Here is a 22,957-nt window from a genome sequence, read left to right as displayed (position 1 = left end):
CTTTATTGCTCCAAATATGCTAAAATCTCTTTATGATAAAAATTTTACTTCTTTTTTTGACACTTATCATACTTTCCCCTGCCGGCATTCTGCAAAAAGCCATAGACAAAGCGCCGTCAGGAGCCACACTGAAACTGCCCTCTGGTATCTATCGTGGCAATATCGTCATCAACAAACCTTTGACGATCATCGGGTCGGGAAAGAATGTCATCATCAAAGGTGACCTGAACGCCACGGTCATTACCCTGAACAGCTCGCAGGTTACGCTCAGGAACCTTCAGATCATGGGTTCGGGCGACAGGATGGAGAACCTTGACGCCGCCGTTTCGCTCAACCACGTAAGAGAATGCGAGATCAGTCATTGCAGGATCAGCGACACGCTATACGGGATCGATATGAATATGGTCAAAGATTCCGTCATTTCAGACAACACCATCACTTCCAAAAAGCATGCCGTTCCGCTCAGAGGCGATGCTCTGAAACTGTGGTACGCCAGCGGCAACATCATCAGGGACAATACCATCGAACGATCAAGGGATGTGACGCTGACCTATTCCCACCATAATCTTTTTTTGCACAATACCTTTCTGCACAACAGATACGGGCTACACCTCAGTATGAGCCACGGCAACAGTATCAAGGACAATACCTTCCGCTACAATGCAGTAGGCATACTGATGATGGGGATCAAAGACACTAACGTCACAGGTAACAGGATACTCAGTTCCAACGGTGCTGCGGGTATAGGCGTGGTCGCAGACAAGGTCTCCAATTTTCATTTTGACCACAATACGCTGAAATTCAACACGAAAGCACTCTATATCGACGTCAAAAGGACCGAGAGAGGCAAGCAGAGGTTCATTACGCACAATACCATAAGCTATAATACCGAAGCTCTGCATTTCCATGCCGATATCAAGAACAATATAATTGCGCACAATGTCATCAAAGGAAATATAGAGGATGTCCTGCAGGACCTCAAAGCCAAATACGGAAAAACCAATACTGTAGAGTATAACTACTGGGACCGCTATGAAGGTTTCGACAGGAACGGGGACGCTATAGGGGATACGCCCCACCGCATCTTTCTCTACGCCGACCAGCTATGGAAATATGACAACAAGATCAAGTTTTTCTATGCCACGCCCATCATGTCGGTCATCAACTTTCTCTCAAGAATCGCACCGTTCATTACACCCGTCTTGCTTCTGGAAGACAGCAAACCGCTTATGAGCCTTCCAAAAGAGGGAGCCCCTCAATGATATCCGTTGGCAGCATGGCATAGGAAGCCCCCTCGTACTTTCCGGCGGAGAGCACCAGGGCCAGAGAAGCCTGTATGGCAGCTTCAACCCCAGGATATCCCTGGGCGAGAAGCGAAACGATGAGACCGGAGAGAACATCCCCGCTGCCGCCTTTACTCAGTTTTGCATTACCCATAGGGTTGATGTAGAGTCGCTCCTCCTGCATGATAAGCATATTCGCCCCCTTAAGGAGAAGCGTGACATGCGGATAACAGGCATTGAACCTGCGTACAGTCTCAAAACGGTTCTTCTGTATCTCCTCCACACTGAGGCACTCTCCCGTCAGATGCTCCCACATGGCGGAGAACTCTTTGGGATGCGGCGTCACGACGATATCCCTCTCTTTCTGCTTGAGGATCAACAGTATCTCACTATGATGGAAACTGTCCGCATCTAGAACGACAGGAAGATGGCTGTCAATGAGATACTGCTGAAGGAACTCCTGTTCGAAATGCTCTCCCAGCCCCATCCCTACGGCGATGGCGGAAGCGGTTCCGGGCACAACGGTCGAATGCATCAGATAAGGCGGAGGGGAGATCTTTTCATGTACCACCAGCGTCGTCAAACCGGCACCGAATCTGCTTGCAGCAGTACCTGCGATGATCCCTGCCCCCTCCTTTTCACCGCAAAAAACAGCGGCATGCCCGAAGGTTCCTTTGTGTGCCGTTTCTACCCTTCGGCTGGGCAGCTTCAGATCGCTCTCTTCAAGAAGAAAAGTACAGCTTCCCGTCTCGTACTGCACCGTGCTGACACCAAGATCTACACGGATGATCTTCCCTACATAGTCTTTACCCTCATCAAGATAAAGCGCCTCCTTGTACGCCCCCATCGTAACAGTCACATCCGCTTTGAAAGCCATGGGCATCAGACGGCCCTCTTCTCCCAGACCCGTCGGAATGTCACAGGCGATCCTGTGCCCTCTAAAACTGTTGAGTCTATGTACGATGAACTGCGTCTTCTCGTCAATCTCTCTGCTCAGCCCCGCGCCGAAGACCGCATCGACAATCACATCCGCATCCTGCATCTCTTCCGTGAGATACACTCCTGCTGCCTGTGCTCTCTGCAGCTGCAGTTTCGCCATTTCCGACTTCACACCGAACGGGACGGCAAGCCGGATATCATAGCTGCCGTGAAGCTGACGTGCCAGAACGATGCCGTCCACACCGTTGTTGCCCACCCCCGAAACAATCAAAACAGAAGACCCCGCTTCGAAATGTTCCTGAATGTATGCGGCCATGCCTCCTGCCGCATGCTCCATCAAGATATCTTCCGTCAGACCATACCGTTCATAGCAGCGTCTATCCAGCTCGTAACAGGATTTAAATACTTTTTGCATTGTTTTTCCTTCATTGGGTCCAAAATGACTTTTGGGGATTTTATCTTTTTATCTTACCATAAATTTATTTCGATATAATCCGAAACTTTGTTTCCACTCTGGTCATTTGGCCGGAGAAATTTTGAACAGGAAGGGGGTGCTTTTCGATGCCAGGAATTAAACTTACACCACGTGACTCTTTTGATGATGCTTATAGAAAATTCAAAAGACAAAGTGACAGAAACCTTATCGTAACTGAAGCGAGAGCTAGACAGCACTACGAAACTAAGACTGAAAAGAGAAAGAAAGAGAAGATCGCCACTCGCAAGAAGATCCTCAAGAAACTCTTCATGCTTAGAAGATACGAGAGCAGACTGTAATTGGTCCTTGACGGAGCTTCAGCTCTGTCACTCGCTACTACTTTTTTACACAAATCCTACAAAACATTTTCCAACTCATTACAACTTAGACAACTTTTTGATAGAATATCTCATCAATCATTAACTATTAATTGTTAATTATTAATTCTAAACCGAAGGTTTTCCCATGACATTTACAGCCCCTCTCCAAAAAAACGCTATCAGGATCATGCTGCTTGGTTCCGGTGAACTGGGTAAAGAAGTCGCCATCGAAGCGCAGAGACTCGGTATCGAAGTGATCGCTGTCGACAAATATGAAAATGCACCGGCACACCTGGTCGCCAACCGTTCATACGCTATAGATATGCAGGATGAATCTGCCGTACTTAAACTCATTGAGAAAGAGCAGCCCAGCTACATCCTTCCCGAAGTGGAAGCGATCTCCATCTCGGCACTTTTCGAAGCGGAAAAAAGAGGCTTTCACGTTATTCCCAATGCCGAAGCGGTCAACAAGACGATGAACCGTAAGAACATCCGTGTCTTTGCCGCCGAAACACTTGGACTAAAAACCAGCGATTATGAGTTCGTGACCACGCTCGAGGGCCTGAAAGAAGCTGGTGAGCGCATCGGTTTTCCCTGTGTCATCAAGCCCGTGATGAGCTCATCGGGACACGGACAGAGTATCGCTAAGACAGCCAATGACATCGAAAAGTCATGGGAGATCGCCAAAGAGGCTCGCGGGGATGCAAGTGAACTGATCGTGGAAGAGTTCGTTCCTTTTGATTACGAGATCACCCTGCTTACTGTACGTAACGAGACAGGAACCGTATTCTGTGAGCCCATAGGCCATGTACAAAAAGACGGTGACTTCATCCTCTCCTGGCAGCCGATGCAGATGTCTCCAGAAGCACTCAGAAAAGCACAGGAGATCGCCAAAGCAGTCACGGATGGCCTGGGCGGTCGCGGGATTTTCGGAGTGGAGTTCTTTGTCAAAGATAATGAGGTCTACTTCTCCGAACTCTCCCCCCGTCCGCACGACACCGGCATGGTCACGCTGATCACGCAAAGCCAGAGCGAATTTGCACTGCACGTCAGAGCCGTACTTGGCCTTCCGCTTGACTTCACTTTCTACGGAAATGGTGCCTGTGGTGCCTACAAAGCAAAGAATGAGAGCCACAGCCCGGTACTCGAGATCCCCAACGATGCCTTTACAAAAAACTCCTTTGTCAGGGTCTTTGGAAAACCTGAATCACACATCGGCCGCCGCATGGCAGTAAGCCTTGTGCTTGACAAAGACGTAGAAGCTGCCAAAGCACGGGCGACAGAGATCGTTTCACAGATCGATGATCACTAAACAGTATGTACTCACTCTCCCTTCTCTTCACAGGGGGATGCACCTGATCACAGAGAGGATCAACGACCTTCTCGACGGCTCTGTCCAGACAGGGACGGTGCATGTTTTTCTACAACATACTTCAGCCAGTCTCTGCCTCAATGAAAATGTGGACCCGCGTGTGCGCAGTGATGCAGAGACCTTTCTAAATGACCTCATCCCCGAAAATTACCCAAAATTCCTCCATACCTACGAAGGCAGTGACGATATGCCCGCACACATGAAGAACATGCTGCTTGGCTCCTCACTGACCCTTCCCGTCACACAGGGCAGACTTGCACTGGGGACATGGCAGGGCATCTACCTGTTCGAACACAGGGACTATGCCTCTGGCAGAACACTCATCATTACATTACAAGGAGAATGACCATGCCAAAACAGATCGTCATACTGGACACGGAAACACTCGGGGAAGACCTGGACCTCAGCCCGCTGGAACAGTTCGGAGATGTGACACGCTACAAGAACACCACACCTGACGAAACACTCGGTCGGATACAAAATGCCGACATCGTTATCAGTAACAAGGTTGTATTGAGCGAAGAGATGATGAGGCAGTGTCCAGACCTGGACCTTATATGCATCGCTGCTACAGGGATGAACAATGTCGATCTGGAGGCTGCGAAAAAGCTTGGCATTATAGTCAAAAATGTCTCCGGTTACTCCACCCAGTCGGTGGTACAGCATACCTTTGCCATGCTCTTTTACCTCCTTGAACATCTCAAATATTACGACAATGTCGTTCAGACCGGACTCTGGACCATTTCAGGACTCTTTACCGATGTCAGCAGGCCTTTTTACGAGATCTCCGGGAAGAAATGGGGGATCATCGGTATGGGTACCATCGGCCAGGAGGTCGCCAGGGTTGCTTCTACTTTTGGCGCACATATAAGCTATTACTCCACCAGCGGAGAGAACAGCGACCAAGCCTATATTCAGCAGCCTCTCGATGTACTCCTGAGCACCAGTGACATCATCTCCATCCATGCACCGCTCAACGAGAAAACTTACGGGCTCATCAACGAGACCAATCTCCCTCTGCTGAAAGAAAAAGCCATTTTGCTGAACCTCGGAAGAGGCGGCATCATTAACGAGACCGATCTGGCCTACGAACTGGACAGAAGAGAGATCTATGCGGGCCTCGATGTCCTTGAAAAAGAGCCGGTCGAAGCAGACAACAGACTCATGCAAATCTCACACAAAGAGAGACTGCTGATCACACCGCATATTGCCTGGACAAGTATTGAAGCAAGAGAAAAACTGCTTGAAGGAATCGTGGAGAATATCAAACAGTTTTTGAAAGCGACACCTGTATGATAGATGTATTGGTCATCGGTTCGGGCGGCGCTGGTCTCTCTGCTGCTCTCGCAGCCAAGGAAGCAGGAGCTTCCGTACTGGTCATAGGTAAAATGTACCCGACAAACTCCCAAACTTCCATGGCTCAGGGAGGCATGAATGCTGCACTTGGCAATGTCGATGAAGACCATATTTCCCTGCATATCCAGGATACGATCAAATCTGCCCATGGGCTCTGCGACGAAGATATGGTACGTCAGATGTGTGGTGATGCACCCAAAACGATTGAGTGGCTCGAGAGCATCGGCGTACCCTTCTCACGTCTAGACAATAGCAAAGAAGGCATTGCAACCATCTCCCAAAGACAAATGGGAGGCGCTTCAGCCAAACGTGCCTGTTATGCGCAGGACTATACCGGTCTGAAGATTCTTCATACACTTTATGACACCTGTCTCAAAGAGGGTATTGATTTTATGGATGAACACTATCTGCTTAACCTCATCGTTCCAGAAGATACAGTAAAAGGAGCCACTTTCCTCGATATCCGTACAGGAGAGGTCAAACAGATCGATGCCAAATCCATCGTAATGGCAACGGGCGGATATGGGAGCATTTACCACGGCTTTACGACCAATATGTACGGGGCGACCGGTGACGGAATCGCTACGGTACTTCGTGCCGGAGGTGCAGTCAGCGATATGGAGTTCATACAGTTTCACCCTACTGCGCTCAAACATTCCTGCATTCTCGTCTCGGAAAGCGCCAGAGGGGAAGGCGGCTACCTGGTCAATGAAGCCGGTGAGCGTTTCATCGATGAACTTAAACCGCGCGATGAAGTGGCACGGGCAATCTTCGCACAGATGAAAGAGGCTCAAAGGGTCTTTCTCGATGTGCGCCATCTTGGTGAAGAGAAGCTGATGGAACTGCTTCCACAGGAAGTAGAACTGTGCAAACTGCATGAACATGTAGATCCTGCAAGTGAGCTCATTCCTATCAAGCCTGTTGCACACTACTCTATGGGTGGGATAGATGTTGATTATGCTCTTGAGGTCAATGGTATAAAAGGATGTTTCGCAGCCGGTGAGTGTTCCAATGCCAAGGTGCACGGAGCCAACCGGCTTGGAGGGAATTCCCTGCTCGAGATCACTGCTTTTGGACGTTTTGCAGGAGAGAATGCCTATAAACACAGCATCTATGCAAGCTCCAAACCGGCCGATGATGCACAACTCCAAAAAGACCAAAAAGAGATAGAAGCTATCTTTTCCAAAGAGAGCAGTGTCAACTTCTACAGTTCCAGAGAGGCACTGGGAAACCTCTTCTATGAAAAGGTGGGTATTGTTCGGGAAAACGGGCAACTCAACGAAGCGCTCCAGGAGGTCATTGCCATGCAGGTTTCACAGCAGCAGATGGGTATTTCAGACAAGAACAAAACCAATAACCAGAACCTCATCGAATTTCTGGAATTCAAAAATGCCCTACTCCTTGCACCCACCATCATCTCCGCTGCCATCGCCAGAGATGAAAGCCGCGGAGCACACTACAAGGTAGGGTTTGAAGAAGAGAATGAAGATTTTAAAAAGCATTTTGTATTACAATGGAAGGATTAAATATGATACTATCTCACTTTCGTAGGGTGTTGTGCCCCCACAACACCTTTTCTAAAGATAAGACACAAAATCATGCCTTTTTTCTAAACTTACACTATTGGTGTTGTCAGGGGACAACACCCTACAGAAATAAAGGCTTTTTATGCAAATAAAAATCCTACGCAGCGAAACCAACACCTATCAGGAGTACCGTCTTCCTGCCGGTGAAATCCCGCTGCTTAGCGCTCTGGTCTACATTAAGGAGGCCCAGGATGCCACACTGACCTTTTCTGCAGGATGCCGTGCGTCCGTTTGCGGCACCTGTGCAGTACGGGTGAACGGAAGGGAAGAGCTTGCCTGCTCCTATAAGGTCAAGCCCGGAGATGTCATCGAACCGCTACAGTACCACTCCGTACTGCGCGATCTCAAAGTAGACAAGGACAAAGCCAAAGGGACACTCAAAAAAGCAACCACTTGGCTACAGAAATTCCAGGAAGCTCCACTTACACCTGAAGATGAAAAACGTACGGAGAAACAGACGGACTGCATCCTCTGCAATGCCTGCTACTCCGCCTGCCCCGTCTTTGCAGTCAACCCGGATTTCCTGGGTCCATTCGCTCTTACACGTGCTTACCGCTACAGTAAAGACAAGCGTGAAGGAAATGCCAAAACCATCATCGACAACATTCAGAGCAACGGTGTATGGGATTGTACGTTGTGCGGAGAATGTACGGCGGTCTGCCCCAAAGGCATTGACCCCAAAATGGACATTACGATGCTTCGCGGAACTTCACTACAGCACGGTCATCAGGACCCGTCATTTGCTTCGCAGAATTTCGGTGGACCTGATTTTGGAGGCGGCGGGTTCGGGTTTGACCCCAATGCAGGGTTTTAGGTATTCTTAAACCCCTCAATGATCTCCTGCGGGATCTTCATGGGCCGCATCTTTTTACTGTCCACAAAGACCCACTCTGTCTTTCCCTCGCAGATAAGTGCACCATCACTCGGACGTGTCAGTTCGTAGCGACGGGTTGAGAGGATCTTCCCGATATCTTCTATCCATGTTTTCATTTGGAGTTCATCATTTTCGAAGGCAGGTCTTTTATACTCGATGTTATGTGATTTGGCGACCCATGTGCCGCCAAGTTCCAGACATTTTTCATATCCGTAACCGACAGCAGCAGAGTGTTTTGTGGCTGCATCTATCATCCATGAGAGGTAGGTGACGTTGTTGACATGGCCGTTGAAGTCAATATCTTCTTTGTTTACATTGAAGTTATAAATATATGGTTTCATATTTTATCCGACACCTTCAATTCTATCCGAATACACACGCACCAACTTATATTCTTCACTCATTAATAGAACATCATTCCAAATATGACTTACTACATCATGAAATACTTTCATTTTCATATTTCCCAATTTGATATGTATGACTTTTGGTGGGGGATTGTTTAAAAGTACTCGGTCTGAGAAGTCAGCATCTTTGGTAATAATTGTAAGATTATTCTCTTTGGCGTACTGCCATATTTCACTGTCTTTCATATGAGGATTCAGATCAATAACGTGAATATGTGCTTCGTTTCTCCACAAAGAGAAATAATAAGGCAGATTGGCATCAACAATATATTTTGGCATAGATTATGCTATTTTTTGCAATGAATACTTTTGCCCCATAAGTTCTGAGGCAAAACTGAGACAAGTTTGTATATCTTCTTTTGTAAGCGTTGGATATTGTTTTAATATTTCACATTCACTTTCACCGGCACTTAAGAATTCTAAAATCGTCTGGACAGTAATCCTCTGCCCTCTAATGGTTGGCTTGCCATTACACAGATCCGGGTCAATTGTAATTTTCCCATTAAAATAACTCAACTTTTCTTCTGTCATGGTGCCTCCTTTAACTTTTTTTATAGTTTTAGTATAGCACAATATTTGAAATACACTAAATATCCCGAGGATCGACGATCTTACCTGCGATGGCAGAGGCGGCGGCCACGGCAGAGTTGGCAAGGTATATCTCCGACGTTCTGGCACCCATGCGTCCTACAAAGTTACGGTTGGTCGTTGCCACACAACGCTCGCCATCACCCAGGATACCCATATATCCGCCAAGACAGGCACCGCAGGTAGGGTTGGAAACCACAGCACCCGCTTCGATAAGGATGTCCATCAAACCTTCATGCTGTGCCTGCATCAGGATCTTTTGTGTTGCAGGCGTAACGATCATTCTCGTATGCTTGGCTACTCTCTTGCCCTTCATGATCTCAGCAGCAATCCTCAAATCCTCGATACGTCCGTTCGTACAGCTTCCTATCATCACCTGGTCGATCTTAAGATCATCTGCAACAGCCTGCTCTACAGGTTTACCGTTACTTGGCAGGAACGGATAGGCGATCACAGGAGAGAGGTTCTCCACATCGATCGTGATGACCTGACAGTAGTTCGCATCGTCATCGGAGTAGTGGATCTTCGGCTTCGCTCTGAGTCCGCCGTTGACCTCTTCTCTTTCAATGAGATACGCTTCCGTGATGTTGTCGACCGCGATGATACCCGATTTCGCTCCCGCTTCGATCGCCATGTTACACATGGAGAATCTGTCATCCATACCAAGGTGCCCGATGGCATCTCCGGTAAATTCCAATGCTTTGTACAGTGCTCCGTCCACACCCAAGATGCGGATGATCTCCAAAATGATATCTTTCCCGTAAATATGCTCACCGGGTTTCCCTGTGAGCACCACCTTGATCGTTTCTGGCACCTTGAACCAGTTGCCGCCTGTGATCATACCAAAGGCAAGATCGGTACTTCCCATACCAGTGGAGAATGCCCCAAGGGCACCGTGCGTACAGGTATGAGAGTCTGCACCGATGATGACATCACCGGGGATCACCAGACCTTTTTCGGGAAGCAGCGCATGTTCGATCCCCATATCTTTCTCATCGAAGAAGTACTTGAGATCATGCTTGTAGGCAAACTCTCTTGATATCTTCGCCTGGTTGGCCGAAGCAATATCTTTGGCAGGGATATAGTGGTCCATTACGATGGAGAAGTTGTCTGGCCTGGCAAGCTTTTCCGCACCGCTCTCTTCAAATGCGCGAATCGAAATAGGTGTTGTAATGTCGTTACCGATGATCATATCGATATCAACCCTGACGATCTCTCCTGCATGTACCTTTTTACCGGCATGCTCCGAAAAAATCTTTTCTGTAATTGTTTGTCCCATAGGAGAATCCTTACTATAGATAAATTACGCGAATTATAGCGAAATAAAATTATGCTAGAATTTCAAGCATGAAACTCTACGAACTCAAAGCCATCGCAGAACGTCTGAACGATTTTGGCTACATCTCCCGTGCAAGACGCATCGAGGACAATACGCTCGAACTCGTCTTTGACAAAGCTGACAGCTATTTCTTCAACATGACCAGAGGCCACAGCTTCGTTTACAAAGCTCCAAGCCAACGACCTTTGCAGGGTTACAATGCCCCTTTTGACACCCTGCTTCATTCTCTTCTGAGCGGGAGCAGGCTTTTGAATGTCGAAGTACCCGACGGTGACCGCATTTTACGTTTCACCATTGCTCCGAAAAGTTCATATAAGGACAAGATCATCTATCTGCAGCTCGAATTTACGGGCAAGAACACCAACGCCATTCTTCTTGATGAGAACGAGGTGATTATCGAAGCACTCAGGCATATCGATGCGGACAGTTCGTTCAGGGTGATCCGTCCGGGGGTGGAACTGCTTCCCATCCCGCCGCACGAACGTAAAGAAGAGAGCAGACATATAGACAATATCGACACCTGTCTCGAAGAGAAATTCAGAGAGGTACAGGCAAAAAAACTCTCCGAAATGAAGAAACAGAAACTCACTTCCATTTCCAAGAAGATCAAAAAACTCTCGCAGCTTCTGGCAAAACTCCCCGACGAGAAGAAGCTGAAAGAAGAAGAGAAGAAACAGAAAGTGTACGGCAATCTTGTCCTTGCGAACCTCTATCAGATCAAACCCTATGACAGCAAACTGAAAACCTACGACTTCGAAGGCAATGAGATCAGCATCCCCCTGCCAAAGAATGTCAAAGTCAACCGCATGAGCGATCATTTTTTCAACCTCTCGAAACGTGCCAAAAGCAAGGCAAAGAACATTCACATAGAAAAAGAGAACCTGGAGAGCAAAAAAGCCTTTTACGAGAACATCCGTTATGCACTTGAACAGGCAAAACAGCCCTATGAGCTTGAACTGCTGGTCCCCAAGCGTGGAAAATCCCAGCGAAAGAAAGAGAGGCTCAAAGAGGGCGAGCTCTTCTGGATAGAGGATTACAAGGTCATGGTGGGGCGCAACAGCAACGAGAACCAGAAGCTCCTCTCCATGGCCAAAGGGAACGACATATGGATGCATACCCGGGAGATCCCCGGCTCCCATGTTATCATCCGTACCGACAAACAGAATCTACCCGATTCCGTACTGCAGGCAGCTGCGAAACTCTGCGTAGATTTCTCTACCGATCAGCCGGGCAATTACCTGGTCGACTACACCAAACGGAAATTCGTAAAGGTCCAGGAAGGCAGCCATGTCGAGTATGACAAATACCAGACCATAGCTGTACTCAAAGAGGGTGTGGAGATACGTATATAGCGACCTCTAACCCTAGTCGTGCTATAATCATTGCTAATATAAAACAGGACAAAAAATGACACGGATTTTTACAGACTATCAGGAACGTTGGCTTACAGGTATCGGGCTGCTTGCCCTGGTTGGATTCATAGGCTGGGTAGACAGCTTTTTTGTCATGTGGCTTTTTTTGGGAACCATCTACATGTTCGCATTCTATGAAGCGATGAAGCTCTTCAAACTGGTAGGACCTGGAGCCTATTTCTGGGCGGCGCTACTCTGGTTCTTTGCCTACTTCTACCCCAACCCCGACGATCTGTTCTATTTCGTTGCGATCATCTTCGGTGCTTCTATAGCATACTTCCACAATTTTGACAAAAGACTGATCCTTCCTTTTCTCTACCCGGTCAGCGGTATCTTTTTCTTTCTGATCCTTTACAACGATTTCGGCATTGCCGCGATGTTCTGGCTGCTGGTAACCGTTGCGCTGACAGATGTGGGTGCTTTCTTTACGGGCAAAGCAATTGGCAAGACCAAATTTTCCGACACTTCGCCCAACAAGACACTTGAAGGCGTCATCGGAGGCGTACTTGTCGCTACAGCGGCAGGGACCTATATCGGTATGATCGTTGCACCGCTCTGGATCGCTTTTGCCGTTACCTTTTTCACCTCCGTGGCTTCGGTCTTCGGAGACCTCTTCGAATCCTACCTCAAGCGCGAAGCGGGCGTGAAGGACTCAGGCGACCTTCTTCCCGGCCACGGCGGGATACTCGACAGGATCGACGGTTATCTCTTCGGTGCGCCCATGATGGTTATTGCCCTAAGAGCCTTCTTATAGCCAATGCCATCCTCCATCATCATCCTGGGTTCCACCGGCTCTATCGGGGTTAATACCCTCATTGTTGCCGAACACTACAACATCACTATCGAAGCACTGGTAGCAGGGAACAATATCGACCTGCTTAATCAACAGATCGCAGTACACCAGCCCAAATTGGTCGCCATCGCCAATGAGGCCGACAGGGGCAGGGTCAACCATCCCCGTGTGCTCTGCGGTGCCCAAGGCATACTCGAAGTCATAGAACACTCCCAAAGTCGTACAGTGGTCAATGCCCTGGTAGGCTATGCCGGCCTCGCTCCCACACTCAAAGCAACTTCACTGGGAAAAAAAGTGGCTCTGGCGAACAAGGAGTCACTGGTCGTTGCCGGAGAGTTCATCGATATGTCGCTCATCACACCGATCGACTCCGAACATTTCGGACTCTGGTACCTGATGAACGAACGCCCTTTCTCCAAGCTCTACATCACTGCAAGCGGCGGCGCCTTCAGGGACTGGGAACTGGACAAAATGAAAGATGCCACTTTCTCAGATGCGCTTAAACATCCCAACTGGTCCATGGGAAACAAGATCACCATCGACTCTGCGACCATGACCAACAAACTCTTCGAACTGCTCGAAGCCAAATGGCTCTTTGACACTTCCAATATCGATGCTGTGATCGAAAAGAGATCGGTCATCCATGCCCTGGTCGAATTTGTCGACGGCTCTACAACAGCGCACTTTGCGGGAGTGGATATGAAGCTGCCCATCGCTTTTGCACTCAAGGGCGAAGTGACCAAAGAGATCCTGCCACCGACAAACCTTCTGGGTATCGGATCGCTGGAATTTCTGCCCATAGAATCTACCCGTTACCCCATCTGGAATATTAAGGAACACATATTGCAGAACCCGCATCTTGGTGTCGTGGTCAATGCTGCCAATGAAGTGGCCATCAAAGCTTTCCAGAAAGAGAAATGCTCCTTTTTCGGGATGAGTGAGATGGTTTTGGATGCCTACAAAAAATTTGAGAATGTAAAGGCGAATAATATTGAGGAGATCATCCAAATAGACAGGGAGGTGAGACAATATGCTGAATCGATGTAGGGTGCTGTGTCCTCACAGCACCAAAAACAAAACGGATCCTCAATCAAATGGTGCCGTCAGGGGACAGCACCCTACGCGGAGATATAGGAGATATATATGAAAAACAAATACCTTATTCTCCACGGCTGGGGAGGTTCTGATTCCCCGCACTGGCAGGCGGAGCTTGCCTGTGAGATCGCAAAGAATTATGGTACGGTCAGTTTCCCCCTGCTTGACAACTGTCACTTTCCAAACAAAAACAGATGGATAAAGCAGGTCAAGGCGATCCTGGAAGATTTCAGGCCGGACACCGTCGTATGTCATTCCCTGGCCAACACCCTCTGGTTCTGGCTCTGCGAAGAAGATATTGAAGGTGTAGAAAGACTTTTCATGGTATCCCCGCCAAGTCTGACCACAACCGAAAGTACCATCAGAACATTCTTCCCCTGCCCCATGCCGGATGATCTTCATGCCAAAGAGGTTCATATGATCATCTCAAGCAATGACCCTTGGATCACCGTAGAAGAAGCCTCACGGATCGCAGAACATTACAATATCCCTCTCACAATTATTGAAAATGCAGGGCATATCAATGCAGACAGCGGGTATGGAAAATGGGAATTGATTGAACAATTAGTAATGGAGAAAAAATGTTAAAAAACCGTAGGGTGTTGTGCCCTCACAACACCAAATTTATCACGGTGCCGTCAGGGGACAGCACCCTACAGAGGCAAATATGATCCTCAGTATCGAGTCCAGCTGTGATGACAGCTCCATCGCCATTACCGAAACAACCACAAAAAAGATCCTCTACCACAAAAAGATCTCCCAGGAGGCGGAACATTCCTGCTACGGCGGAGTGGTCCCGGAGCTGGCATCAAGACTGCATGCGGTAGCCCTGCCCAAGATACTCGAAGAGACAAAACCGTGGTTTGACAAACTCAAAGCAGTTGCCGTCACCAATCAGCCCGGCCTTGGCGTAACGCTGCTTGAGGGGATCGCTATGGCAAAAACGGTGGCCGTACTGCAAAACATCCCTCTCATCCCCGTACACCATCTCAAAGGGCATATCTACTCGCTTTTCATAGAGAAGGAAACCCGTTTCCCTCTTCTGGTACTCCTCATCTCTGGCGGGCATACACAGGTCATACGCGTTAAAAATTTTGAACATATGGAGATCCTTGCCACCAGCATGGACGATTCCGTAGGGGAGAGTTTCGACAAATGTGCCAAAATGATGGGTCTTGGCTACCCCGGAGGGCCGCTCATAGAAGCGCTTGCCCTCAAAGGGGACGAGAACCGTTTCAACCTACCCGTACCGTTGCGCAACTCTCCCCTCATTGCTTTTTCCCTCTCCGGCCTGAAGAATGCCGTACGGCTTACCGTTGAGAAGCTTGGGGGCGCAGAGAAGATGACAGAACAGGACAAAGCCAACCTCTCCGCCTCTTTTCAAAAAGCAGTCAAACTGCACCTGCTCCAGAAAAGCAAGAAAATCTTTGCCAAAGAGCCTATCAGGGATTTTGCCATCGTGGGAGGTGCTTCAGCCAACCAGTACCTCAGAGGTGCTTATGAAAACCTTTGCCGGGAATTCGGGAAGACCATGCATGTCGCCCCTCTCCAATACTGTTCAGACAATGCAGCAATGATAGGAAGATACGCCATAGATGCCTACGAACGAAAACAGTTCATCGATCCCAACAAGATCGATATCGTCAGTACCAAAAAACAGCAGGCGGGAATGCTGTTGTAGGGTGTGCAACAGCACACCTTTCGAATGTCGGTTTTTACTTTAATGTCAATTTTGTTTATAGGTGTGCTGTTGCACAGCCTACGAAGACTTAACAACAAAAAAACAAGCAAATTTTAATCTGTGGTGCATGATTATGCACCCTACGGAATTGCGTATCAAAAAAGTGATAATCTCATGATTTCAGACACACTTAAAGTATCCCAGAAAAATATTTTCCCAAATGCTGTGAAATCCCGGCTACAGCATGCTTTCCCTAAGTTTATTTCGCTAAAATATATACTAATAATACCCCAAGAAACGGAGTTTGACTATGGCAGAATATGGTGCGAGTAATATTAAGGTCCTCAAGGGACTCGAAGCGGTAAGAAAAAGACCCGGAATGTACATCGGTGATACCTCTACAAAAGGACTCCACCACCTCGTCTACGAAGTGGTTGATAACTCCATCGATGAGGCAATGGCAGGGTTCTGTGACACGATCAAGGTCACCCTTACCAAAGCAGGTTCTGCCATCATTGAGGATAACGGCCGTGGTATCCCTGTTACAGAACACCCGACAGAGAAGATCTCTGCTGCCACAGTTGTGCTTACCGTGCTGCATGCCGGTGGTAAATTTGACAAGGACACCTACAAGGTTTCCGGTGGTCTTCACGGGGTCGGGGTCTCCGTAGTGAACGCACTTTCCAAAGAACTTCACCTGACCGTTTTCAAAGATGGAGAGATCCATGAACAATCCTTCAAAAAGGGTATTCCTCAGGAACCACTTGTAGCAACGGGACCAACACGCAAAAAGGGAACGAAGATAGAGTTCTGGCCGGATGACTCTATCTTCACTGAGGGCGTCACTTTCCAGAAAGAAATTCTGAGCAAACGTTTTAAGGAGCTTGCCTATCTCAATCCTAAGATCAGAATTGAATTTAAAGACGAGAGAGACGGTACCAAGGAGATCTTTCATTTTGAAGGGGGGATCAAACAGTTCGTTGAAGACATGAATACAAAACCGCCTCTGACCAAAGCACAGTTCTTTCAGGGAAAAGCGGATGACATAGAGATCGATATTGCACTAATGTACTGTGATTCGGATACCGAAAAGTCACTCTCCTTTGTCAACAACATCAAGACCCCTGACGGTGGTACCCATGAAGCGGGGTTCAGAGCGGGACTGACCCGTTCGATCGCAAGCTATATCGCCAAGAATGCCTCTGCCAAAGAGAAGGGAGTGAAGATTACAGGCGAGGACTGCAAAGAGGGGCTTATTGCCATTGTCTCCGTACGTGTTCCAGAACCGCAATTCGAGGGACAGACCAAAGGAAAGCTCGGTTCAAGTTATGTACGCCCATTGGTACAGAAATTTTTCTCGGAGCACTTTAACAAATACCTTGAAGAGAATCCCACAGAGGCCAAAGCCATCATGGCACAGGTATTGCTTGCCGCACGCGGCAGGGATGCTGCCAAAAGAGCCAAGGACCTCGTCAAACGTAAAGACTCCATGTCTGTGGGAACGCTTCCGGGCAAACTGGCAGACTGCCAAAGCAAAGACCCCGAGATCTCTGAGATCTACCTGGTGGAAGGAGACTCAGCGGGCGGTTCGGCCAAACAGGGACGGGACAGAGTTTTCCAGGCGATCCTGCCGCTCAAAGGTAAGATCCTCAATGTAGAAAAAGCCAGACTGGAAAAGATCCTCAAGTCGGACGAGATCAAAAACATGATCACTGCACTGGGCTGCGGAATCGGAGAGGAATTCAATGAAGACAAACTCAGATATCACAAAATCATCATCATGACCGATGCCGATGTGGACGGTTCCCACATCCAGACACTGCTGATGACCTTCTTCTTCCGCTTCCTGCAACCCGTAGTGGAAAAAGGATACCTCTATCTCGCACAGCCGCCGCTGTACCGCTATAAAAAAGGGAAGAATGAAACTTACCTCAAAGACGACAAGGCACTAAACGATTTCCTTATCGAGAATGGTATCTCTGTCATTGAGAGCAAAACGATGGGAGAAAATGACCTTATAGACCTCTTCAAGCTCGTGGCTTATTATAAAATGACGCTCAAAGAGATCGAGAAGCGTTTTGCTCTGCCTGAAGTGCTGCGCTATATGATTGAGAATCCGGATATCATCGGTACCTCGAACAAAGCGTTGGCGAAAACACTTGAAAAGTACATCAAAGAACTGGGATATAACATTCTGAACAAAACGATCACAGAAGACAGACTGCACTATTTTGTTCAGACCAACGACGGACTTGAAGAGCTGATCGTAGATGAGACCCTCTTTACCAACCCACATTACAATGAGGCGATCCACATTCATCAGAAGATCCAAGAACACATCACTGACGAGTTCAAAGACAAAGACCTCCTGGCACTCTTTGCAGAAGTGGAAGCTTCAGCCAAGAAAGGTGCTTATATCCAACGCTACAAAGGTTTGGGGGAGATGAACCCTGAACAGCTTTGGGAGACGACGATGACCCCGGAGAACAGACGACTACTCCAGGTCAGGATCGATGATAGCGAAGAAGCAAGTGAAACCTTTACACTCTTTATGGGAGACGAGGTAGAGCCAAGGCGTGCCTACATCGAAAGTCATGCCAAAGATGTCAAACACCTGGATGTCTGACCCATGCTACAATCTGAAAGACAGGAGAGAGGAAGACGGTTCGAACTGGCTTTAAGAGCCGGTATCCCTGTTGTTCTACTCATCTCTCTTGTCTTGTATGCCGTATTCTTCCATGAAAAAAAAGTTGAACTGACACTGGAGAATGGTATACTCTTTGCCTCTATTGTATTCATTAGCGTCTATTTCATCTATTTTCTCATCAATCTCAGTGTCAATGAAACACTGGTAGATATGGCAACACAGGGATACAATGAAAAAGCGTTTATTGCCCAGATGGAAGCCTATAAAACCAGGACCATTGCCCTGCTTGTTATCCGAAACCTCAGTACGATCAGTGAGAATTACAGTACCGATGAAGTGGACGTGCTTCTCTACTCAATTGTGCACAAACTTCACAATGAGTTCAAAAAAGCCGGCTTTGGAAATGTACTGATCGCAAGACGCTACGGTGCCGAATTTCTTATTGCTGTCGACAAAAAGAGTGAAGAGATAGAGCATATCTTTGAAAACTTCATTAAGCAGAATTGTACCATTAACAATATAGAGCTCGATTATGCCTTCTCCATGATCAGAGATATAGATGAAGATATCGAAACAACCATTCTGCATCTCAAAGACCTTCTTGCTGCCCAAACGCAAAAAAAAGAAAAAATACCTGTGCCTGATGCAAAAGAAGTATCACAAACTGAAGCAGCTATCATCGAAGCACTCAAGGAGAAGAATCTTCTTCTCTCGTTCCGTCCACTTTTGAATGTAAAAACCGGGAAAACAGATATCTATGAGGTTGCAGTAAAACTGCGATCACCAAGTCATAAAGATATACTTCCAAGAGAGTTTCTTCCCATTATAAATCGTCTGGGACTGGGACGGGAATATGATCTTGCCATATTTACACATATTCTTTCTCTTTTACCTCTTGTAAATGACAGTATTTCATTCTCTTTCAATCTTTCACCTTTCTCATTGCGTAATGGTGATTGCCAAAAAAAATTCTTTTCATTTCTGGAGGAAGCATCTGCTGATCCTTCACGTATTATCATCGAGCTCTATGAGAGGAAGACACACCATAATCTCAGCGGCTATCTGGAGACACTACAAAAGTTCAGAACAAAGGGTATTCGTATCGCCATAGACAATTTTGGTTCATCCAACGCTTCCATGGAATACATGAAACACTTTCATTTCGACATCGTACAGTTTGACAGGGACTACGTCAGTAAACTCGAAGATGCCAATACCCATGCTATGCTAAGCTCTCTGGTCAGCATGTCAAAGAGTCTTAACATCACTACCGTGGCAAAGTGGGTAGACAGCGAAGCACAGAAAAAAGAACTGATCGCACTGGGTATCGACTACCTGCAGGGTTTTGGTATTGGAAAACCCGTTACAGAACAACAACTCATACAAATATACAATTAAAGGAACACCATGAAATACGGAGAAAAAGAGATACAGGAGTTCGACATCAATGCCGAAAAGAATTTCTGGCCGAACGAACACGAAAAGAATTACACTATCAATATAGAACTTCCTGAGTTCATGTGCCTTTGCCCACGCTCTGGTTACCCGGATTTCGCAATAATGAAACTTTCATATGTTCCTGACAAAAAAGTCATTGAGCTCAAAGCACTTAAACTCTACATCAATTCTTTCATGTACAGACACATCTCCCACGAGAACTCCGCCAACGAGATTTTCGATGCACTCTACAGCAGACTGAAACCAAAATCAATGAAACTCATCGCCGATTTCAACCCCAGGGGGAATGTGCATACCATCATTGAGATAGACAGCGATACGTTTTAGCCAAGTCACTGTTTTATGACAATATGACATATATTTGATCCCTGCTGCATAAATCCTATATGATACTTCTATAATTCAAAGAAGGATGATTATGATGGATTTCAAAACTGTCATGCAGCGGATCAGAGAGATACTCATTGCCCAGAAAAAGAAAAAAAAGATACTCGACAGAGAGATAGCTTCAGCACTGCACCTCGACCCCCAATACTTTGCCGTGATCAAGAAAAGAAACAAGATCCCCTACGAAGCCATTGCCTATTTCTGCAAAAAAGAGCACATCAACATGAACTGGGTCCTGATGGAACAGAAACCAACCTATTTAAGCCAGACCTGATTTACAGCTTGATAAAGAGGAGATATTTCTTCATCTCCTCATTCTTGCCAAACCCTATGATCTCTATATCACTATATTGTTCATTTACGTCCATTCTGAGCCCATACATCATCGTATCCATATCAGATATCAAAAGTAGAGGGATAAGCTCTCCTATGGTAATTTTTGCATCACTACCATCCATTTCAAAGACAAGTTGTTTGCCAACAGGGTCAAGATAGTATTTATTCAGAGATGCTTCACCTGCATAGATGAGTTTGGAAGGATCTTTTGTATCCTCTTTCAAAAGCCCAGCAGTCAGAATATAATCTTCAGCATTACCTATCGATTCTCGTATATCTTCTATGAGGTCTATGATGACTTTCATTATGTTCCTTAAATTAATATGGTGAATTATAGTATAAAAGTTTATAGAAAGTTAAAATGCTAGATTTGTTGGATTGTATTTAGGTTTAAATAGTTATAGATTTTGTAGTAGTTTGCTGTAAATTTGAAGGTTGTATCGAAGGAGCGTACTCCCAGTACATGACTGAGATGCTCCTTCAAAGTTATAGTGAAATACTACGAAAGATTAACTATTTCTCTTTTCGATGATCTCTTTGGCTACATTCTGAGGAACCTCTTCATAATGATCGAATTCCATAGCATATGTTGCACGTCCCTGAGTCATTGAACGAAGGTCAGTTGAGTAACCGAACATTTCAGAAAGTGGAACAAACGCGTTAACGATCTTGTTACCCGCCCTGTCATCCATACCGTTCACCTGTCCACGTCTTTTCGCAACATCACCGATGACATCACCCATGAATTCTTCAGGTACCTCAACTTCAACTTTCATCATTGGCTCAAGAATGACCGGGTTCGCTTCTCTACAACCGTCTCTGAATCCCATAGAACCGGCAAGTTTAAACGCCATTTCAGAGGAGTCAACATCGTGGTATGAACCGTCATAAAGTGTTACCTTGACATCTTCTACCGGGTATCCTGCCTGAATACCTCTTGCCATTGCTTCCTGTACACCTTTGTTGACCGGCTGGATAAATTCTTTAGGAACAACCCCACCTTTGACTGCATCAACAAACTCATATCCAAAACCTGGTTCCTGCGGTTCGATCTTGAGGAATACATGACCATACTGTCCACGTCCACCGGACTGTTTCGCATACTTGTACTCTTTGTTGACTGCTTTTCTGATAGTCTCACGGTAAGCAACCTGTGGCGCACCGACTTCAGCTTCAACTTTGAATTCTCTTTTCATTCTATCGACGAGGATCTCAAGGTGAAGTTCACCCATTCCTGAAATGATAGTCTGACCGGATTCTTCATCTGTATTGACACGGAAAGAAGGATCTTCTGCAGCAAGTTTACTCAATGCAATACCCATTTTTTCCTGGTCAGCTTTTGTTTTAGGCTCAACCGCAACAGAGATAACGGGATCAGGGAAGTCCATTCTTTCAAGAACGACTTTATCTTTATCTGAACAGAGAGTATCACCGGTCGTTGTGTTCTTAAGCCCAACAACCGCTCCGATCTCACCTGCGTAGATCTCGGAAATTTCTTCTCTTTTGATCGCGTGCATCTTCATGATACGACCGACTCTTTCTTTCTTCTCTTTGGTAGAGTTAAGCACGTATGAACCAGATTCCAAAGAACCTCTGTATACACGGATAAATGTCAACTGTCCGACAAAAGGGTCAGTCATAATTTTGAATGCCAGTGAAGCAAACTCGCCGTCATCTGTAGATTCAACAATTACCTCAACATTCTCGTCCTCCATTTTGGTACCCTTGATCGGTGGTGCTTCAACTGGAGAAGGAAGGTAGTGAACAACAGCGTCAAGAAGTGTCTGAACACCTTTGTTTTTGAATGCTGTTCCAGGAAGCATTGGAACTACGTGCATATTGATCGTTGCTGCTTTGATACCAGCCATGATCTCTTCAGTTGTAAGTTCTTCACCTTCCATGTATTTTTCCATAAGCGCTTCGTTACCGTCGACTTCGGAAATACCTTCGATCAGTTTTTCTCTGAACTCTTCCGCTTGATCCTGAAGCTCCGGACGGATATCCTGCTCATGGTATGCAGAACCCATTTCAGCATCTGCATCCCATACGATCTCTTTCATTTTGACAAGATCGACCACACCTTCGAAGTTTTCTTCAGCACCGATAGGAAGCTGGATAACAAGAGGGTTACCTTTGAGTCTGTCTCTGATCTGTCTCTCGACTTCAAGGAAATCAGCACCGGTTCTGTCCATTTTGTTTACGAAAACCAATGAAGGTACACCATAACGGTTTCTCTGTCTCCATACTGTCTCAGACTGAGGCTGAACACCACCAACTGCACAGAATACAGATACGGCACCGTCAAGTACTCTCATGGATCTTTCAACTTCGATCGTAAAGTCAACGTGGCCCGGAGTGTCAATGATGTTGATCTGTTTACCCAGCCATTCACAAGTTGTCGCAGCGGAAGTAATCGTAATACCTCTTTCCTGCTCCTGCTCCATCCAATCCATCGTTGCTGCACCGTCGTGAACTTCACCGATCTTGTGTTCAACACCTGTGTAGAAAAGGATTCTTTCCGTTGTTGTTGTTTTACCTGCATCGATGTGCGCGGCGATACCGATGTTTCTTACGTCTTCAAGTTTGTGCGTTCTTGCCATAACCTAGTT

General features: G+C 46.7%; 23 protein-coding genes. 16 read left to right on the top strand and 7 right to left on the bottom strand.

What is annotated here, in order from left to right; translation table 11 throughout:
• Window positions 1-32 precede the first annotated feature (32 nt).
• Window positions 33-1,262: a nitrous oxide reductase family maturation protein NosD gene (gene nosD, locus YH65_RS01345; protein ID WP_084721994.1), complete on the top strand. Its 1,230-nt coding sequence runs from the start codon at window positions 33-35 to the stop codon at window positions 1,260-1,262.
• On the opposite strand, the gene YH65_RS01340 is transcribed toward nosD, so the two are convergent.
• Window positions 1,228-2,637: a bifunctional ADP-dependent NAD(P)H-hydrate dehydratase/NAD(P)H-hydrate epimerase gene (locus tag YH65_RS01340; protein WP_046550292.1), complete on the bottom strand. Its 1,410-nt coding sequence runs from the start codon at window positions 2,635-2,637 to the stop codon at window positions 1,228-1,230. The two genes, nosD and YH65_RS01340, sit on opposite strands and share 35 nt — an antisense overlap.
• 146 nt (window positions 2,638-2,783) lie before the next feature.
• Here YH65_RS01340 and rpsU point away from each other — a divergent pair, with 146 nt between their 5' ends.
• From rpsU to YH65_RS01310, 6 genes are all read left to right on the top strand, one after another.
• Window positions 2,784-2,996, top strand: coding sequence for a 30S ribosomal protein S21 (gene rpsU / locus YH65_RS01335; protein WP_011979849.1), 213 nt, complete (start codon window positions 2,784-2,786; stop codon window positions 2,994-2,996).
• Window positions 2,997-3,162: 166 nt separating this feature from the next.
• Window positions 3,163-4,329: a formate-dependent phosphoribosylglycinamide formyltransferase gene (gene purT, locus YH65_RS01330; protein ID WP_046550291.1), complete on the top strand. Its 1,167-nt coding sequence runs from the start codon at window positions 3,163-3,165 to the stop codon at window positions 4,327-4,329.
• The gene (locus tag YH65_RS01325) at window positions 4,319-4,735 is read left to right on the top strand and encodes a secondary thiamine-phosphate synthase enzyme YjbQ (RefSeq protein ID WP_046550290.1); all 417 of its coding nucleotides are present in this window, start codon (window positions 4,319-4,321) and stop codon (window positions 4,733-4,735) included. The genes purT and YH65_RS01325 overlap by 11 nt, the downstream gene beginning before the upstream one ends.
• 2 nt (window positions 4,736-4,737) lie before the next feature.
• Window positions 4,738-5,685 (top strand): D-2-hydroxyacid dehydrogenase, encoded by a 948-nt coding sequence (locus YH65_RS01320; protein ID WP_046550289.1) that lies wholly within the window; start codon window positions 4,738-4,740, stop codon window positions 5,683-5,685.
• Complete coding sequence (locus YH65_RS01315; RefSeq protein ID WP_046550288.1) at window positions 5,682-7,271, top strand: FAD-dependent oxidoreductase; 1,590 nt, start codon at window positions 5,682-5,684, stop codon at window positions 7,269-7,271. Before YH65_RS01320 ends, YH65_RS01315 begins: the two co-directional genes overlap by 4 nt.
• A gap of 142 nt (window positions 7,272-7,413) precedes the next feature.
• Window positions 7,414-8,145: a succinate dehydrogenase/fumarate reductase iron-sulfur subunit gene (locus tag YH65_RS01310; protein ID WP_046550287.1), complete on the top strand. Its 732-nt coding sequence runs from the start codon at window positions 7,414-7,416 to the stop codon at window positions 8,143-8,145.
• Here the strand turns inward: YH65_RS01310 and YH65_RS01305 are convergent.
• Genes YH65_RS01305 through leuC form a run of 4 tightly spaced genes read right to left on the bottom strand, consistent with a single transcriptional unit; the run spans window position 8,142 to window position 10,479 of the window.
• Complete coding sequence (locus tag YH65_RS01305) at window positions 8,142-8,546, bottom strand: acyl-CoA thioesterase (RefSeq protein ID WP_046550286.1); 405 nt, start codon at window positions 8,544-8,546, stop codon at window positions 8,142-8,144. The genes YH65_RS01310 and YH65_RS01305 overlap by 4 nt on opposite strands.
• A 3-nt stretch (window positions 8,547-8,549) precedes the next feature.
• Complete coding sequence (locus YH65_RS01300; protein WP_052746048.1) at window positions 8,550-8,891, bottom strand: DUF5615 family PIN-like protein; 342 nt, start codon at window positions 8,889-8,891, stop codon at window positions 8,550-8,552.
• A gap of 3 nt (window positions 8,892-8,894) precedes the next feature.
• Window positions 8,895-9,143, bottom strand: coding sequence for a DUF433 domain-containing protein (locus tag YH65_RS01295; protein ID WP_046550285.1), 249 nt, complete (start codon window positions 9,141-9,143; stop codon window positions 8,895-8,897).
• Between the two features lie 55 nt (window positions 9,144-9,198).
• Window positions 9,199-10,479, bottom strand: a complete 1,281-nt coding sequence (gene leuC / locus YH65_RS01290; RefSeq protein WP_046550284.1) for a 3-isopropylmalate dehydratase large subunit — start codon at window positions 10,477-10,479, stop codon at window positions 9,199-9,201.
• 68 nt (window positions 10,480-10,547) lie between these two features.
• Between leuC and YH65_RS01285 the strand changes: the two genes are divergently transcribed.
• The 9 genes from YH65_RS01285 (at window position 10,548) to YH65_RS01245 (ending at window position 20,286) form a co-directional block, all read left to right on the top strand.
• Window positions 10,548-11,891 (top strand): NFACT RNA binding domain-containing protein, encoded by a 1,344-nt coding sequence (locus YH65_RS01285; RefSeq protein WP_046550283.1) that lies wholly within the window; start codon window positions 10,548-10,550, stop codon window positions 11,889-11,891.
• 55 nt (window positions 11,892-11,946) lie between these two features.
• Entirely contained in the window at window positions 11,947-12,705 is a 759-nt protein-coding gene (locus YH65_RS01280) for a phosphatidate cytidylyltransferase (protein WP_046550282.1), read from the top strand.
• A gap of 3 nt (window positions 12,706-12,708) precedes the next feature.
• Complete coding sequence (gene dxr, locus YH65_RS01275; RefSeq protein WP_245609205.1) at window positions 12,709-13,791, top strand: 1-deoxy-D-xylulose-5-phosphate reductoisomerase; 1,083 nt, start codon at window positions 12,709-12,711, stop codon at window positions 13,789-13,791.
• Window positions 13,792-13,887: 96 nt separating this feature from the next.
• Window positions 13,888-14,427, top strand: coding sequence for an RBBP9/YdeN family alpha/beta hydrolase (locus YH65_RS01270; protein ID WP_046550281.1), 540 nt, complete (start codon window positions 13,888-13,890; stop codon window positions 14,425-14,427).
• A 79-nt stretch (window positions 14,428-14,506) separates the two neighbouring features.
• Window positions 14,507-15,520: a tRNA (adenosine(37)-N6)-threonylcarbamoyltransferase complex transferase subunit TsaD gene (gene tsaD / locus YH65_RS01265; RefSeq protein ID WP_046550280.1), complete on the top strand. Its 1,014-nt coding sequence runs from the start codon at window positions 14,507-14,509 to the stop codon at window positions 15,518-15,520.
• Between the two features lie 310 nt (window positions 15,521-15,830).
• A complete protein-coding gene (gyrB, locus tag YH65_RS01260) occupies window positions 15,831-18,146 on the top strand; it encodes a DNA topoisomerase (ATP-hydrolyzing) subunit B (RefSeq protein WP_046550279.1) in 2,316 nt (771 codons plus the stop codon).
• Between the two features lie 3 nt (window positions 18,147-18,149).
• Window positions 18,150-19,565, top strand: coding sequence for an EAL domain-containing protein (locus YH65_RS01255; RefSeq protein WP_046550278.1), 1,416 nt, complete (start codon window positions 18,150-18,152; stop codon window positions 19,563-19,565).
• Window positions 19,566-19,574: 9 nt separating this feature from the next.
• Window positions 19,575-19,952, top strand: coding sequence for a preQ(1) synthase (gene queF, locus YH65_RS01250; RefSeq protein WP_046550277.1), 378 nt, complete (start codon window positions 19,575-19,577; stop codon window positions 19,950-19,952).
• Window positions 19,953-20,043: 91 nt separating this feature from the next.
• A complete protein-coding gene (locus tag YH65_RS01245) occupies window positions 20,044-20,286 on the top strand; it encodes a hypothetical protein (protein ID WP_046550276.1) in 243 nt (80 codons plus the stop codon).
• A 1-nt stretch (window position 20,287) separates the two neighbouring features.
• Here the strand turns inward: YH65_RS01245 and YH65_RS01240 are convergent, their stop codons facing one another.
• Complete coding sequence (locus tag YH65_RS01240) at window positions 20,288-20,653, bottom strand: hypothetical protein (protein WP_046550275.1); 366 nt, start codon at window positions 20,651-20,653, stop codon at window positions 20,288-20,290.
• Between the two features lie 204 nt (window positions 20,654-20,857).
• Window positions 20,858-22,948 carry an elongation factor G gene (fusA, locus tag YH65_RS01235; protein ID WP_046550274.1) on the bottom strand — a complete coding sequence of 697 codons (2,091 nt, stop codon included), beginning with the start codon at window positions 22,946-22,948 and terminating at the stop codon, window positions 20,858-20,860.
• Window positions 22,949-22,957: the final 9 nt, after the last annotated feature.

Origin of the sequence: Sulfurovum lithotrophicum, from assembly GCF_000987835.1 — a bacterium.
GTDB classification, from domain to species: Bacteria; Campylobacterota; Campylobacteria; order Campylobacterales; family Sulfurovaceae; genus Sulfurovum; species Sulfurovum lithotrophicum.
Note: the sequence above shows the minus strand (reverse complement) of the source record. Positions and strands in the feature narration are given on the sequence as shown.